This window comes from Massilia sp. CF038 (genome assembly GCF_900129765.1).
In the GTDB taxonomy this organism is placed as follows: Bacteria; Pseudomonadota; Gammaproteobacteria; order Burkholderiales; family Burkholderiaceae_D; genus Telluria_A.
On sequence record NZ_FQWU01000001.1, the window covers coordinates 58,112 to 71,389 of the forward strand.

Consider the following 13,278-nt stretch of genomic DNA (forward strand, 5'->3'; position numbering starts at 1 on the left):
AAGAGGTGACGCGAGATTTTACAAGATGACATCGTGCGCACGATTGAATTAGAGCAAATACTCGATGTGCATGGAGAGACCACTACATCGCCCTCGCGCAGGCGGGGGGCTATACCATGCTGCCGGATTCGGTCAGATGGCATGGGCCCCCGCCTTCGCGAGGGCGATGTATCTTTCTATGCATGTGCGCGAGGGCGATGTGGTGTTACTTGCTCAGCAGGCGCATTGCTCGTTCCAAACCCTCAATGGTCAATGGAAACATGCGGTTATTCATGATCTGCTTGATCACGGCAATCGACTGCCGGTACTGCCACACGCCTTCCGGTTCCGGATTGAGCCAGATGAATTTGGGGAAGGCATTGGTAAAGCGTGCCAGCCACTCCGCGCCCGCTTCCTCGTTGTTGTATTCAACCGAGCCACCTGGCGCCAGCACCTCGTATGGACTCATGGTCGCATCGCCGACAAAAATGAGTTTGGTATCGGGCGGGTACTTGCGCAGGATATCCCAGGTGGGAAAACGCTCGGCGTTGCGGCGCCGGTTGTTCTTCCACAGGTAGTCATACACGCAGTTATGAAAGTAGAAGAACTCCATGTTCTTGAATTCGGTCTTCGAGGCCGAGAACAATTCTTCGGTGCGTTCGATATGGTCGTCCATGGTGCCGCCCACATCGAGCAGCATCAGCACCTTGATTTTGTTTTTGCGCTCCGGCTGCATCTTGATGTCGAGGAAGCCGGCATTGCTGGCCGTGGCGCGGATGGTGGCGTCCAGCGCCAATTCGTCTTCCGCGCCTTCGCGTGCGAATTTACGCAGCCGGCGCAGCGCCACCTTGATGTTGCGGGTGCCCAGTTCGCGTTCGGCATCGTAGTCCTTGTAGGCGCGCTGCTCCCATACCTTGACGGCCGTGCGGTTGCCGCCAGCGCCGCCGATGCGGATGCCTTCCGGGTTGGTGCCGCCATTGCCAAACGGCGAAGTGCCGCCAGTGCCAATCCACTTGCTGCCGCCTTCGTGGCGCTCTTTCTGTTCCTTGAGCAGCTCGTTGAGGCGGTCCATCAGTTTGTCGTAACCGAATTTTTCGAGCTGGGCCTTCTGTTCGGCCGACAGTTCGCGTTCCATGCGCTTGATCAGCCAGTCCAGCGGAATGCCGGCATTGGTTTCGAAGGCCGCGTTGATGCCTTTGAAGTACTGCGCAAATGCGCGGTCGAACTTGTCGAAGTGGGCTTCATCCTTGACCAGCGTGAGGCGCGACACATAGTAGAAGTCGTCCATCGACGGGCCGATCACGTTCTTTTCCATCGCCTCGAGCAGGGTCAGAAATTCCTTGATGGTGACCGGGATCTTGGCATCCTTGAGCGTGAAGAAAAAATCAATCAGCATCTCAACTCCTTTGCAGCCGGTAATGCAGCTGCGCCTTGATCTCGGGCCATTCGCCACGCAGGATGCTGTACAGGACCGTGTCGCGCACGGTACCGTCGCGGCGCGGGCTGGAATGGCGCATCACGCCATCTTTTTTTGCACCCAGGCGTTCGATGGCTGCCTGCGAGGCATGATTGAAGTTGTCGGTGCGCAGACCCACCACCGCGCAGCCCAGCGTGTCGAAGGCATGCGAGAGCAGGGCCAGCTTGCAGCTGGTGTTGACGTGACTGCGCTGGCGGCTTTTGGCGTACCAGGTCCAGCCGATTTCAACGCGGTCGATCTCGGGCACGATGTCGTGGTAGCTGCTGGTGCCAATCACGGCGCCGCTGGCGGCATCGATCACGGCAAAGGCGAGCCGGTTGCGCATGTCCAGCGCTGTACGAATGTAGTTCTCGACCTGGTGCGGTTCCGGCACCGAGGTGACGCGAATGTTCCACAGTTCACCGTCGCTGGCGGCAGCGCGCAAGCCATCTGCGTGCGACAGCGCCAGCGGTTCGAGCAGCACACCGTTGAACTGCAGGGTAAGCGGGTCGACCTGGATCATCAGCGATTCATCCGCGACATGGCGACCAGGCGTTCAAACAGATGCACGTCCTGCTCGTTTTTCAGCAGCGCGCCATGCAGTGGCGGCACGATGGTCTTGGCATCCTTGCTGCGCAGCGCTTCCGGAGGAATGTCTTCGGCCAGCAGCAGCTTGAGCCAGTCCAAAAACTCGGAGGTCGACGGCTTTTTCTTCAGGCCTGGCACGTCGCGCACTTCGTAGAAGCTTTGCAGGGCCTGGGCCAGCAGTTCCTGCTTCAAGGTCGGGTAGTGCACCTTGACGATCTGCTCCATCGTGTCTTTGTCGGGGAATTTGATGTAATGGAAGAAGCAGCGGCGCAGGAAAGCGTCCGGCAGTTCCTTCTCGTTGTTGGAGGTGATGATCACCAGCGGGCGGTGCTTGGCCACCACCATCTCGCGCGTTTCGTAGACGTAGAACTCCATGCGGTCCAGTTCGCGCAGCAGATCGTTGGGGAACTCGATGTCGGCCTTATCGATCTCGTCGATCAGCAGCACCACCGGTTCCGGCGCCGTGAACGCTTGCCACAGCACGCCCTTGACGATGTAGTTGTTGATGTCACGTACCCGTTCGTCGCCCAGCTGCGAGTCGCGCAGGCGCGAGACGGCGTCGTATTCGTACAAGCCTTGCTGGGCCTTGGTGGTCGACTTGATGTGCCACTGCATGAGCGGCATGTCGAGCGCCTGCGCCACTTCTTCGGCCAGCATGGTCTTGCCAGTACCCGGCTCGCCCTTGATCAGGAGCGGACGCTGGAGCGTGAGGGCGGCATTGACGGCCAGTTTCAGGTCGGCGGTAGCAACATAGGCATCGGAGCCGTCGAAGCGGGGAGTTTGCGGTGCGTGCATGGCGAGAAAGCTCAAAAAGTGAAGTTGGTTTGAGTATAAGCCAGATCACAAATGCCGGCCCGGATGGACAGCCTGGTCCGCCATGCGTACACTGCGCAGATTGTTATTCAAGCACCATTTTTCGGTCCCATGAAATTATTCCGCCTCTTGCCTCTGCTGGCCCTGGCCGCATTGCCCGCCCTGGCCGACGCGCCGCTGCGTATTGTGAAATCCGACACCGGTTACCGTTTTTCAGCCAAGACCAAGTCGTCCGAGTATGCGTTCGAGGTGCCGGGAAAAACCATCCGCACTTCGGAAAAGGATCACCGTATTTTTGCCATGATCGACGGCGCCATGTTGCAGGTCTTGCGCGTGCCCGCAAGCGCAGGGACCGAAGAAGAAGCGCTGGCGGCGCACCGCCAGACCGAGTCGGCTTTCCTGGAAAAGAGCGGCGCCACCGTGTCCGAATCGTCCCACTGCGCCAGCCTGGCGGTGCCGCACGCCGCCTGGCAGGCCGAACTGGCAGACGTGAGCGTATCGCGCTATCTGACGGTGAAAATCGACGAGACGATTCTGGTGCTGGTGGTGGCCTCCAACGTCACCACGCCTTCCGGTGTGGCCGACAAACAGATGGACAGCATTTGCAGTACCTTCCAGCGTTAGGCAAGGCGCACTTCATGCACATACTGGGACGAGCCCTCATGCTGGCGCTGGCCATCGGCGCGATGGCGCAGGCGGCCGCGCAGGACCAGAGTGCCACGCTGCAGTTACTGGTGGCGGTGCTGGAGCCGGGCGGCCAGTTGGCGCCCGATCCCAAGTGTTCGCGCAAGGACGTGATCTGCCTTGATCCACCGCCGTTCTGGCTCAAGGCGAACGTGATTGCGACCCTGTATGGCCAGAGCGGCCCCGCATATCGCGAAATCCATGGATCGTCCCACTACGGTATGCAGCAATTCGCCGGCCCGCCCAGGCCCAGCTTGTTGTTGGCGCGCACCGAGGGGGCGCGCACCGTGATGTTGCGCAACCGGGTTGCCGGGCTGACCGCAGACAAGGCTGGTACGCTGTTCCTGATCGGGCGACGCAGCGGCTATCCGGGCTGGTTGCCTTGCACGATCGAAAAGATGCAGGAAGAACTGGCCGAAGCCGACTTCGACGACGAGGACATGACGATCCTGCCGGACGACTTTGAAAGTGCCGGCGTGGACGCTAACCCGGAACATTTTCGCCGGACCGCGCGCGGCGCAATGCCCCGTTACGGAATCCGCATGGCGCGCCTTGCCGAGTACATTGCCCAGCGCAGCAACGCGGGTCTACCTCCCACCTGTTCTTCCTAATTCGATGTCGAAAAATCCCTACGCCGCGCCCGCAGCGCCTGTCCCGCCGCCCATCAGGAAGCCGAGCAAGGTCGGGCTGCGGCATTACTTTTTGCTTTTGTTCACCTGGCTGGTGGGGCTGTACGTAGTACAGGCGTGGCCTGTACTGTGGCTTGTCGCCAGCTCGGATGCGCATGGCATGCTGATTGGTCTACTGGCCTTGATCGGGGCCAGTGGATTGCTGCTCGGCCTGGCGCGTTCCATGTATCGCCCCTGGCTGGGCCGGACCGCGTTTTGCATTGCGCTGGCGGCACTCGCGCTGGGCTTTGCCGTGTTGATCTGGGGTGGCAGCGGGCAGGATGTTGGCCCGCTGGAACTGGGCTTCGCGGTTGTCATGGTACTGGCGATGGGGCTGTCGGTCTGGGGCGCGCTGATGAGTTTTCTGGCCGTGAAAGGCGGCTGACCCAGGCCCCGGGCGCTGGCAGCGGCCGGCTTGCAGGGCGCGACCGTCGTGTTGAGCGGCAGTTGGCAGGTGCACAGGGCCAACACGGTGAAGTGGACGCCAATCCGCGTATCAGTTAAAATCGCAGGTTGATAGTGCAAATGGTAACTTTTTTGCACGTACGGTACCGACTACCACTTACCATCGCCACCATGAAAAAATTCTTCGCACTTCTCGTGCTCGCCGGCGTCGCCAACCTGTCCGCCGCTGCGGATATCGTTGCCAATGCCAAGGCCGCTAAAGTTGAACAATGTATCGGCTGCCACGGCATCTCCGGTTACAAAGCAACTTTCCCTGAAGTCTATCCGGTTCCGATGCTGGGCGGCCAGTCAGCCAAGTACATCGAAAATGCGTTGAACGCCTACAAAAAGGGCGACCGCAAGCATCCAACAATGCGCGGCGTGGCTTCCACCATGACCGACCAGGAAATCGCCGACGTAGCGGCCTATTACTCCCAGCAGAAGAAATAAGGACAGCGCCATGAAAAAACTGATTATCGCCCTGTTCTGCATGGTTTCTGCCAGTGCCTTCGCCGGCAACGTCGCCAAGGGCGAAAAGCTGGTCAAGGATAACAATTGCGCTGCCTGCCATGGCGCCGATTACAACAAGCCTATCGATCCAAGCTATCCAAAGCTGGCTGGCCAGCACGCCGAGTACCTCGAGCACGCGCTCAAGGCTTACAAGCGCGGCAACGGCGCCAATGGCCGTAACAACGCCATCATGGGCGGCCAGGTCAGCAAACTGTCGAACCAGGACATGTCCGACATCGCCGCTTACCTGCACAGCCTGCCTTCGGAGCTGGTACTGAAGCGCTAAGCAGCCGGCTGCACTGCCATCATCGACCCGATGATCGCGAACGATCCCTTCCGCCGGCAGCAAGCCGCTGAAGGGATTTTTTCATTCCGGGGCCGGGTTTGAGCAGTACGGTCGTGTCCTGGTTGCTGTTGCTGGCCATAGGACAAGCCGGCTTTCTGATGGTCGCGCTGCTAAGTGCGCCTCAAAGGGAATTGCGCCCGGCCAACCGTCTGCTGGCGGCCCTGCTGCTGGTGTGCGCCGCGGTGATTCTGCATGCCTGGCTGGGCGTCAATCGTCTTTACACAGTCTATCCACATAGCGCCAACGCCATCGCCACGCTGGGACTGGCAACCGGGCCGCTGCTGTACTTCTATCTGCGCAGCGTGTTGTACGACACGCCCTTGCGTGTACGGGCCTGGCTGCATTTCCTGCCGTTTGCGCTGGCCACCCTGGCCATGCTGCCCTTTTACCTGCAGTCGGGCGAGGCCAAGCTGGCCTGGATGCTGCAGCGCGCGGCGCCACCCTGGTACCTGGCCCCGGCGGCCCTGGTCAAGCTGGCCTTGTTCCTGACCTACGCGGCAGCTGGCGCGCGCCTGGTGCGGCAGGCCAGCGACAGTGCGCTGGCGGCAGGGCTGGGGCGCTTGATGAAGGTGTGGCTGGTGGGCGGGATCATCAGCGTGGCCGCGCTCGCGATCGAACTTGCCGAGCTGCCCTTGCCGGTGTCGGCCGATGTGGTCGGCGCGCTGGCGCTGCTGATGTTTGTGTATGCCACGGCGCTGCTGGCGATTCGCCTGCCGCTCAGCTACCGGCCCATGCCGGAGCCGCCGCCTCCATCGAAGGTCAAATACGCCAACCGCAGCTGGAGCGAGGCCGATCGGGCCGCCTTCATGGCCAGGCTGCAGGCGGCAATGGAGGGCGAGCAGCTGTACCGCAACGGTGAGCTCAAGCTCGACGAGCTGGCCGGGGCGATTGCCATGACGCCGCATGAACTGTCGCAGCTGATCAATGAGGTGGGCGGGGTCAACTTCCAGGAGTTCGTCAACCGCTATCGGGTCGAGGCGCTCAAGACGGCGCTGCATGCGCCGTCCGAGGCGGCGCACAGCATTCTCGATCTGGGTATTGCCTGCGGCTTTAACAGCAAAAGTGCGCTCAACCGGATTTTCAAGAGCGCCACCGGAATGACCCCGTCCGAGTACCGCAAGCAGGCGCCGGCCGCCTAGCGCATCAGGCGCCCGCGCGCCGGCGTGCGCAATCGACGTAGGCGGCCGTATCGGGCTGGGCGCCATCGCGCTGCGACTTCCAGATCATCTCGCCCAGACATTCCATGATTTGATGGTGGGCGTCGTGCGGGCCCAGGCGGGCCGTCAGGGCATTGCAGGCAGCGCGGATGCCGGGTGGCTGGTCAATCGATACCTGTTCGGCGATCGACAGATGCATCGACAGGTGCAGGAAAGGGTTGGCCTGGCCGCCTTCGACGGAATAGTCGCGCGCGACGGCAGCGTCGGCGTCGGCCAGTACGTCATCGTATTCGGGATGGTGGGCGATCCAGTCGGCGGCGATGGCGTCCATCGGGCTGAGAATTTCGCCGGCGCGCTGCTTGCGGAAGGCTTCGCAGAAGAAGCGGCGCACGTCGTTGGAGGAGGGTGTGAACATAGTTATCTCAATCGCTGCATCGTCCTCGCGAAGGCGGGGACCCATACCATGTTGACCGAATTCGGCGAGGTGGTATGGGCCCCCGCCTGCGCGAGGGCGATGTACGGGGTAACAAAAAAGCGCGCAAGTTGCGCGCTTTTCCGTACTGCTTACTCTTTGTCTGGCGTCAGAATCAACTGCGATTCGGGCGCCGCTTCAGGCTTGTCGGCCGGGGCCTGGGTGCTGCGCGGTGCGTGCGGCTGGCGCAAATAACGCGCCGTGTGCCGCCTTTCATGCGTGTGCCCGCCATTGGCAGGCCAGGTCAGAAAACGCGACAACTCCTGCAAGGCACGCTGATACACGTCGCGCTTGAACTCGATCACCACATCAAGCGGCACCCAGTACTCATGCCAGCGCCAGGCGTCGAACTCCGGATGGTCCGTCAGGCGCAGATTCACATCGTTATCGCGCGCACACATTCTAAGCAGAAACCAGATCTGCTTTTGCCCGCGATAGTGGCCGCGAATCTCGCGCTTGATGAAATGGTCCGGTACTTCGTAGCGCAGCCAGTCGCGCGTTCTGCCAACAATCTTGACATGCTCCTGGCGCAAGCCGATTTCTTCCTCCAGTTCGCGATACATTGCCTGTTCGGGTGTTTCGCCGTATTTGATACCCCCTTGCGGGAATTGCCACGAGTGCTCGCGCACCCGCTTGCCCCACCACACCTCGTTATGGGCGTTCAGCAGGATGATGCCGACGTTGGGCCGAAACCCTTCACGATCGAGCATAGTGCACCTCGAAACTTTCTGCCGGTAGTGCGCCGTCTTACATATTTACCCACAAATCATCATTCCCACCAGGTTTTCGGGGTACGAAAACGGCGGGAAACGCATCAAACGGGCCCATTTGTATAAAGATTGGACGCATCAGCCAGCTAATCCTTTAAAATTAGGTTGATTATAACCCTCTCTTTTTAAAAAGAATTCACCGATATGCGCGCCTCACGTTTTTTTATTTCAACTTTAAAAGAAGCGCCTTCCGACGCTGAAATCGTCAGCCATCAGTTGATGATGCGCGCAGGAATGATCAAGCGCCTGGGTTCGGGCATTTATACCTACATGCCGACCGGTCTGCGCATCATCCGCAAAGTCGAAGCCATCATCCGTGACGAAATGAACAAGGCTGGCGGTATCGAGATGCTGATGCCGCTGGTTCAGCCTGCCGAGCTGTGGCAGGAAACTGGCCGCTGGGACAAAATGGGCCCGGAACTGATGCGCGTGAAAGACCGCCACGGCCGCGAATACGCCATCCAGCCCACGTCCGAAGAAGTGATCACCGACGTGGTCCGCTCCGAAATCAAGTCGTACCGCCAGCTGCCGCTGAACTTCTATCACATCCAGACCAAGTTCCGCGACGAGCGCCGTCCCCGCTTTGGCCTGATGCGCGGGCGCGAATTCACCATGAAAGATGCGTACTCGTTCGACCGCGACGAAGCGGGCCTGAAAGCGTCGTACAAGATCATGTTTGACGCCTATGTCGCCATCTTCAACCGCTTCGGCCTGAAGTTCCGCGCGGTGGCGGCCGACAACGGCGCCATTGGCGGCTCCGGTTCGCACGAATTCCACGTCATTGCCAGCACCGGCGAAGACGCCATTGTCTACTGCCCGACCTCGGACTACGCTGCCAACATGGAAGCGGCCGAAGCGCTGCCGCTGGCGGCCAGCCGCGCCGCTGCCGGCGCTGCGCTGACCAAGGTCGCCACGCCTGGCACCACCAAGTGCGAAACCGTGGCTGAATTCCTCAAGCTGCCGCTGGCGCAGACCGTCAAGACGGTCGCGCTGACGGTGGAAAAAGAAGTCGATGGCAAGCAGCTCAAGCAGTACTTCATGCTGCTGATCCGCGGCGACCATGAACTGAACGAAGTCAAGGTCGGCAAAGTCCCTGGCCTGGCCGCGCACCGTTTCTCGACCGAAGCCGAAATCCTCGAAGTCTACGGTTCGATTCCTGGCTACCTGGGCCCGATCGGAACCAAGCTCCCCGTCACCGTAGTAGCTGATCGCACCGTGGCCAACATGGCCGACTTTGTGTGCGGCGCCAACGAAGAAGGCTTCCACTATACCGGCGCCAACTGGGGCCGCGACCTGGCCGAGCCGCTGGTGGCCGATCTGCGCAATGTGGTCGAAGGCGACGCTTCGCCAGACGGCAAGGGCGTGCTGGCGATTGAACGCGGGATCGAAGTCGGTCACGTGTTCCAGCTGGGTACTTCGTACTCCGAAAGCATGAAGGCCACCTTCCTCGACGAGAACGGCAAGCCGGCCACGCTGCAGATGGGTTGCTACGGCATTGGCGTGACCCGCATCCTGGGCGCGGCCATCGAACAGAATTACGACGACAAGGGCATCATCTGGCCAGCGGCGATTGCGCCGTTCGAAGTGGTGCTGTGCCCGATGGGCATGGACCGCAGCGAGATGGTCAAGACCGAAGTCGAGAGCCTGTATGCGGCCTTGCAGGCTGCCGGCGTGGACGTGATCGTTGACGATCGCGGCCTGCGTCCCGGCGCCATGTTCGCGGACTGGGAACTGATCGGCGTGCCGCACCGCGTGGTGATTGGCGAGCGTGGTCTGAAAGAGGGTAACCTGGAATACCAGGGCCGCCGCGATACCGAAGCGACTGCCGTGCCGCTGGCCGGCATGGTCGACTTCATCAAGGGCAAACTGGCGCAGTGAAAGCCGGTCTGTCTCGCTTGAAGGCGCTGCTGGCGCTGGTGCTGGCCGCGCTCGCGTGCGCCGGTCCGGCTGTGGCCGGCAATCAGAAAGAAGAAGCGATTGCCGATTCGGTGCGCCTGGCCCTGTCGAATGCCATCAAGGATGCGCGTCCGCCCAAGCCTTTTTTCAAGGAAGAGGGCGCGCGCATCCGCTACCAGCTTTGGCTGGCCACCATGTCGGAGCGCTTGAAGCGCAAGGTGCCCGACGAGCAGGTGCGGCTCGAATTCCTGGAGGTGGCGTGGTATGAAGCGAGCCGCGCCGGGCTTGACCCGGGCATGGTGCTGGGGTTGATTCAGGTGGAGTCGGCGTATCGCAAGTACGCCGTGTCGATTGCCGGCGCGCGTGGCTACATGCAGGTGATGCCGTTCTGGACCGGCGTGGTGGGCGACAGTGATCGCAGCAAGCTGTTCCACATGCAGACCAACCTGCGCTATGGCTGCGCGATCCTGCGCATGTATATCGATATGGAAGGCGGCAATCTGTATCTGGCGCTGGGCCGGTATAACGGCAGCCGCGGCCAGCCGCAGTATCCGAATGCCGTGCTGGCGGCTTGGAAGAAGTGGGAGTTTAACTAAGCGCCACCCCCACATCGCACCGCGTCACCTATATCGCGCTCGCGTCACCCCACATCGCACCTGCGTCACCCACATCGCGCTCGCGTCACCCCACATCGCCCTCGCGAAGGCGGGGGCCTATACCAACTTATCGAATTCGGTGACGTGGTATGGGCCCCCGCCTTCGCGAGGGCGATGTAACTATGCGCTCCCTCTACTTCTACTTCTGCTTCTGCTTCTGCTTTTATCTTCTCCCGTTTTACCTGCGCTTCTCACGCCCCAAACACAAAGGCCCTGTTCTTGCGAACAGGGCCTTTTGCGAATTCGGCTTGGACAGCTAAATTTTATTATTTCAGGTGATCCGAAATCAGTTTGGTCATTTCGAACATCGACACCTGCGCTTTGCCGCCGAAGACAGCTTTGAGCTTGTCGTCTGCATTGATCATGCGGCGGTTCGCTGCGTCTTGCAGGTCGAGCTTCTTGATGTAGTCCCAGACTTTTTTGGTCACTTCGGTGCGTGGCAGCGGGGTTGCGCCAACGACTGCGGCCAGGGTCGCGGAAGGAGTCATCGCTTTCATGAAAGCGGCGTTCGGCTTGCGTGGGGCTGCTGCTGGTTTTTTTGCTGCTGCTTTTGGTGCGGCTTTAGCAGGAGCTGCTTTTTTTGCTGCTGGCTTTGCCGCTGGCTTGGCTGCTGCTTTTTTTGCTGGCGCTGCTGCTGGGGTTTTTTTGGCTGTTGCCATCTTCGAGCCTCCTTAACGAACACATGGGAAATTGCGCAATTGATCGCACGGCTTATATTGGTGGGGTTTTACACTCTGCGCAAGTGTTTTTCGAGAATTTAACCCCTTTTTCATAGGGGGAAGCCCTGCGCGTGCCCGGGAAAACGACGTTTCCCGGTTTTTTCACCATCGCCGTGCATACACCAGCGGCTTAGCGCATCCCGCCCGGGAGCATGCCCTTCATCCCGCGCATCATCTTCATCATGCCGCCGCCCTTGAGCTTTTTCATCATGGTTTGCATCTGGTCGTACTGCGCCAGCATGCGGTTCACTTCCTGTACCTGGACCCCGGCACCGGCTGCAATGCGGCGTTTGCGGGTCGCTTTGATCAGCTCCGGCTTGGCCCGTTCCTGCGGCGTCATCGAATCAATGATGCCGACCATGCGCCGCACCTGCTTGTCGGCCTGGTCCATGTTGGCGCCACCGGCAGCTTGCTGGAACTGGGCTGGCAGCTTGTCGATCAGGCTGGCCATGCCGCCCATTTTCTTCATCTGACCCAGCTGCGACTTGAAGTCGTTCATGTCGAAGCGGCCGCCGACCTTGATCTTGTTGGCCAGGTCGGCCGCGGCTTTGCTGTCGACCCCTTTGCGCGCTTCTTCGACCAGGGCCAGAATGTCGCCCATGCCCAGGATGCGGTTGGCCATGCGCTGCGCGTCGAACGCTTCCAGGCCGTCGAGTTTTTCAGATACGCCGGCAAACTTGATCGGCTTGCCGGTGATGTGGCGCACCGACAGCGCGGCACCGCCGCGTGAATCGCCATCGAGCTTGGTCAGCACGATGCCGGTCAGGGGCAGGGCATCGCTGAAGGCCTTGGCAGTGTTGATCGCATCCTGACCCAGCATGGCGTCAACCACGAACAGGGTTTCGATGGGATTGACCGCTTTATGCACGGCCGAGATTTCCTGCATCATCGCTTCGTCGATACCCAGACGGCCGGCGGTGTCGATGATCAGCACATCGTGGTAATGCTTCTTGGCCCAGTCCAGCGCGGCCAGGGCGATGTCGACTGGCTTGTCGGTGGACGTGGACGGGAAGAAGTCGGCGCCCACTTGTTTGGTGACCGATTCAAGCTGGGCGATCGCGGCGGGACGGTAGACGTCGGCCGACACGGTCAGCACTTTTTTCTTTTTCTCTTCTTTCAGGTACTTGGCCAGCTTGCCGACGGTGGTGGTTTTACCCACACCTTGCAGACCGGCCATCAGGATGATGGCAGGCGGCTGCTGGGCAAAGCTGAGCTGCGACGCGTCCGGACCCAGATCGGCGCCCATCAGGGTGGCCAGCTCGCGCTGCACCACGCCGACCAGGGCCTGCCCCGGGCTGAGCGAGGCGATGACTTCTTCGCCCAGGGCTTTTTCCTTGACGCGGCTGATGAATTCGCGCACGGCCGGCAAGGCCACGTCGGCCTCGAGCAGGGCCAGACGCACTTCGCGCAGCATGTCGGCGGTATTGGTTTCGGTCAGACGCGCCTCACCGCGCATGGTCTTGACGACCTTGGCAAGGCGTTGGGTTAAGTTATCGAGCATGACGGACCTGACATATATATAGAGGCAAGCCGGCGCGGGGCCGGCGGTGCGCCATTTTACCCTATGTCCGCAGGCAGGAATGCCGGGCTCGGGCGCGAGGCAGGGCGCTGATCTGCCGTTGTTGGCAACTTGCCTGCGCGCCGGCGCTCTAAGCACTTTTGCGGGGAGAGTGCGATGAATCAGGATAGCAACATGACGGACGGCAAGTCCGTCCCGGCGGCCGCGCCCGGGACCGGCGCCCAGGTGGTCGGTGACGGCGGCGGCACCGATGCCGCGGCAGCGGCGCATCAGTCCGGCAGCAAGGGTGGTCCCGGCGGGCCATCGCTGCGCGAGCAGGCCGATGGCGCTGGTGCACCGGGCGCGGCCGGGGGCAGCCTGGCAGGCGGCGGCAGTCCGGCCGCAGGCGCCGCTGCGGCGGGCGGTACCGGGCTGGGCGATGCCGCAGATGCCAGCGCGACTGGCGGCGCGTCTGCCCCCGGCGCCGCGGGCACCGATCCAGGCCCGGGCGCCAGTGGCACAGCCGATGCCAAAGGCGTTCCCGCTGCTGCCACCCCCGATTAAAACGGGCTGAACCTTGCCGACAGCTAGCCTCTATAATGAGCTCGACAACGTGTTGAGC

Annotated in this window: 16 protein-coding genes; 9 read left to right on the forward strand and 7 right to left on the reverse strand. The window is 61.2% G+C overall.

Going from position 1 to position 13,278, the window contains the following annotated elements; translation table 11 throughout:
- Positions 1-205: 205 nt before the first annotated feature.
- From BUC24_RS00245 to BUC24_RS00255, 3 genes are read right to left on the reverse strand one after another with little or no spacing between them, the layout of a single operon-like run.
- Complete coding sequence (locus tag BUC24_RS00245) at positions 206-1,375, reverse strand: vWA domain-containing protein (RefSeq protein ID WP_073212100.1); 1,170 nt, start codon at positions 1,373-1,375, stop codon at positions 206-208.
- A 1-nt stretch (position 1,376) separates the two neighbouring features.
- Entirely contained in the window at positions 1,377-1,958 is a 582-nt protein-coding gene (locus tag BUC24_RS00250; RefSeq protein ID WP_073212101.1) for a GNAT family N-acetyltransferase, read from the reverse strand.
- Positions 1,958-2,818 (reverse strand): AAA family ATPase, encoded by an 861-nt coding sequence (locus BUC24_RS00255; RefSeq protein ID WP_073212102.1) that lies wholly within the window; start codon positions 2,816-2,818, stop codon positions 1,958-1,960. The genes BUC24_RS00250 and BUC24_RS00255 overlap by 1 nt, the downstream gene beginning before the upstream one ends.
- Positions 2,819-2,947: 129 nt before the next feature.
- On the opposite strand from BUC24_RS00255, the gene BUC24_RS00260 reads away from it, so the two are divergent.
- From BUC24_RS00260 to BUC24_RS00285, 6 genes are all read left to right on the forward strand, one after another.
- Positions 2,948-3,460, forward strand: a complete 513-nt coding sequence (locus BUC24_RS00260; protein ID WP_143167346.1) for a hypothetical protein — start codon at positions 2,948-2,950, stop codon at positions 3,458-3,460.
- 14 nt (positions 3,461-3,474) lie between these two features.
- A complete protein-coding gene (locus BUC24_RS00265) occupies positions 3,475-4,131 on the forward strand; it encodes a hypothetical protein (protein WP_143167347.1) in 657 nt (218 codons plus the stop codon).
- Positions 4,132-4,309: 178 nt separating this feature from the next.
- Entirely contained in the window at positions 4,310-4,573 is a 264-nt protein-coding gene (locus BUC24_RS26480) for a hypothetical protein (RefSeq protein WP_143167348.1), read from the forward strand.
- A 191-nt stretch (positions 4,574-4,764) separates the two neighbouring features.
- The gene (locus BUC24_RS00275) at positions 4,765-5,082 is read left to right on the forward strand and encodes a c-type cytochrome (RefSeq protein ID WP_073212106.1); all 318 of its coding nucleotides are present in this window, start codon (positions 4,765-4,767) and stop codon (positions 5,080-5,082) included.
- A gap of 10 nt (positions 5,083-5,092) precedes the next feature.
- A complete protein-coding gene (locus BUC24_RS00280) occupies positions 5,093-5,428 on the forward strand; it encodes a c-type cytochrome (RefSeq protein ID WP_073212107.1) in 336 nt (111 codons plus the stop codon).
- Positions 5,429-5,541: 113 nt separating this feature from the next.
- Positions 5,542-6,627: a helix-turn-helix transcriptional regulator gene (locus BUC24_RS00285; protein ID WP_229447932.1), complete on the forward strand. Its 1,086-nt coding sequence runs from the start codon at positions 5,542-5,544 to the stop codon at positions 6,625-6,627.
- A gap of 4 nt (positions 6,628-6,631) precedes the next feature.
- On the opposite strand, the gene BUC24_RS00290 is transcribed toward BUC24_RS00285, so the two are convergent.
- Both BUC24_RS00290 and BUC24_RS00295 read right to left on the reverse strand, forming a co-directional pair.
- Positions 6,632-7,060: a DUF1841 family protein gene (locus BUC24_RS00290; protein WP_073212108.1), complete on the reverse strand. Its 429-nt coding sequence runs from the start codon at positions 7,058-7,060 to the stop codon at positions 6,632-6,634.
- 149 nt (positions 7,061-7,209) lie between these two features.
- On the reverse strand, positions 7,210-7,827 hold the full coding sequence (locus tag BUC24_RS00295; RefSeq protein ID WP_073212109.1) for an RNA pyrophosphohydrolase: 618 nt from the start codon (positions 7,825-7,827) through the stop codon (positions 7,210-7,212).
- Positions 7,828-8,031: 204 nt separating this feature from the next.
- On the opposite strand from BUC24_RS00295, the gene BUC24_RS00300 reads away from it, so the two are divergent.
- Positions 8,032-9,765, forward strand: coding sequence for a proline--tRNA ligase (locus BUC24_RS00300; protein ID WP_073212110.1), 1,734 nt, complete (start codon positions 8,032-8,034; stop codon positions 9,763-9,765).
- The gene (locus tag BUC24_RS00305; protein ID WP_073212111.1) at positions 9,762-10,379 is read left to right on the forward strand and encodes a lytic transglycosylase domain-containing protein; all 618 of its coding nucleotides are present in this window, start codon (positions 9,762-9,764) and stop codon (positions 10,377-10,379) included. The genes BUC24_RS00300 and BUC24_RS00305 overlap by 4 nt, the downstream gene beginning before the upstream one ends.
- Before the next feature lie 326 nt (positions 10,380-10,705).
- On the opposite strand, the gene BUC24_RS00310 is transcribed toward BUC24_RS00305, so the two are convergent.
- Together BUC24_RS00310 and ffh are read right to left on the reverse strand one after the other, a co-directional pair.
- Complete coding sequence (locus BUC24_RS00310) at positions 10,706-11,098, reverse strand: SWIB/MDM2 domain-containing protein (RefSeq protein ID WP_073212112.1); 393 nt, start codon at positions 11,096-11,098, stop codon at positions 10,706-10,708.
- A 190-nt stretch (positions 11,099-11,288) separates the two neighbouring features.
- Positions 11,289-12,659 (reverse strand): signal recognition particle protein, encoded by a 1,371-nt coding sequence (gene ffh, locus BUC24_RS00315; RefSeq protein ID WP_073212113.1) that lies wholly within the window; start codon positions 12,657-12,659, stop codon positions 11,289-11,291.
- A gap of 174 nt (positions 12,660-12,833) precedes the next feature.
- Here ffh and BUC24_RS00320 point away from each other — a divergent pair, with 174 nt between their 5' ends.
- Positions 12,834-13,220 (forward strand): hypothetical protein, encoded by a 387-nt coding sequence (locus BUC24_RS00320; RefSeq protein ID WP_073212114.1) that lies wholly within the window; start codon positions 12,834-12,836, stop codon positions 13,218-13,220.
- Positions 13,221-13,278: the final 58 nt, after the last annotated feature.

Coding starts and splice junctions, on each gene's coding strand:
- BUC24_RS00245 (WP_073212100.1), bottom strand. CDS start 1,375: ATGCTGATTGATTTTTTCTTCACGCTCAAGGATGCCAAGATCCCGGTC.
- BUC24_RS00250 (WP_073212101.1), bottom strand. CDS start 1,958: ATGATCCAGGTCGACCCGCTTACCCTGCAGTTCAACGGTGTGCTGCTC.
- BUC24_RS00255 (WP_073212102.1), bottom strand. CDS start 2,818: ATGCACGCACCGCAAACTCCCCGCTTCGACGGCTCCGATGCCTATGTT.
- BUC24_RS00260 (WP_143167346.1), top strand. CDS start 2,948: ATGAAATTATTCCGCCTCTTGCCTCTGCTGGCCCTGGCCGCATTGCCC.
- BUC24_RS00265 (WP_143167347.1), top strand. CDS start 3,475: ATGCACATACTGGGACGAGCCCTCATGCTGGCGCTGGCCATCGGCGCG.
- BUC24_RS26480 (WP_143167348.1), top strand. CDS start 4,310: ATGCTGATTGGTCTACTGGCCTTGATCGGGGCCAGTGGATTGCTGCTC.
- BUC24_RS00275 (WP_073212106.1), top strand. CDS start 4,765: ATGAAAAAATTCTTCGCACTTCTCGTGCTCGCCGGCGTCGCCAACCTG.
- BUC24_RS00280 (WP_073212107.1), top strand. CDS start 5,093: ATGAAAAAACTGATTATCGCCCTGTTCTGCATGGTTTCTGCCAGTGCC.
- BUC24_RS00290 (WP_073212108.1), bottom strand. CDS start 7,060: ATGTTCACACCCTCCTCCAACGACGTGCGCCGCTTCTTCTGCGAAGCC.
- BUC24_RS00295 (WP_073212109.1), bottom strand. CDS start 7,827: ATGCTCGATCGTGAAGGGTTTCGGCCCAACGTCGGCATCATCCTGCTG.
- BUC24_RS00300 (WP_073212110.1), top strand. CDS start 8,032: ATGCGCGCCTCACGTTTTTTTATTTCAACTTTAAAAGAAGCGCCTTCC.
- BUC24_RS00310 (WP_073212112.1), bottom strand. CDS start 11,098: ATGGCAACAGCCAAAAAAACCCCAGCAGCAGCGCCAGCAAAAAAAGCA.
- ffh (WP_073212113.1), bottom strand. CDS start 12,659: ATGCTCGATAACTTAACCCAACGCCTTGCCAAGGTCGTCAAGACCATG.
- BUC24_RS00320 (WP_073212114.1), top strand. CDS start 12,834: ATGAATCAGGATAGCAACATGACGGACGGCAAGTCCGTCCCGGCGGCC.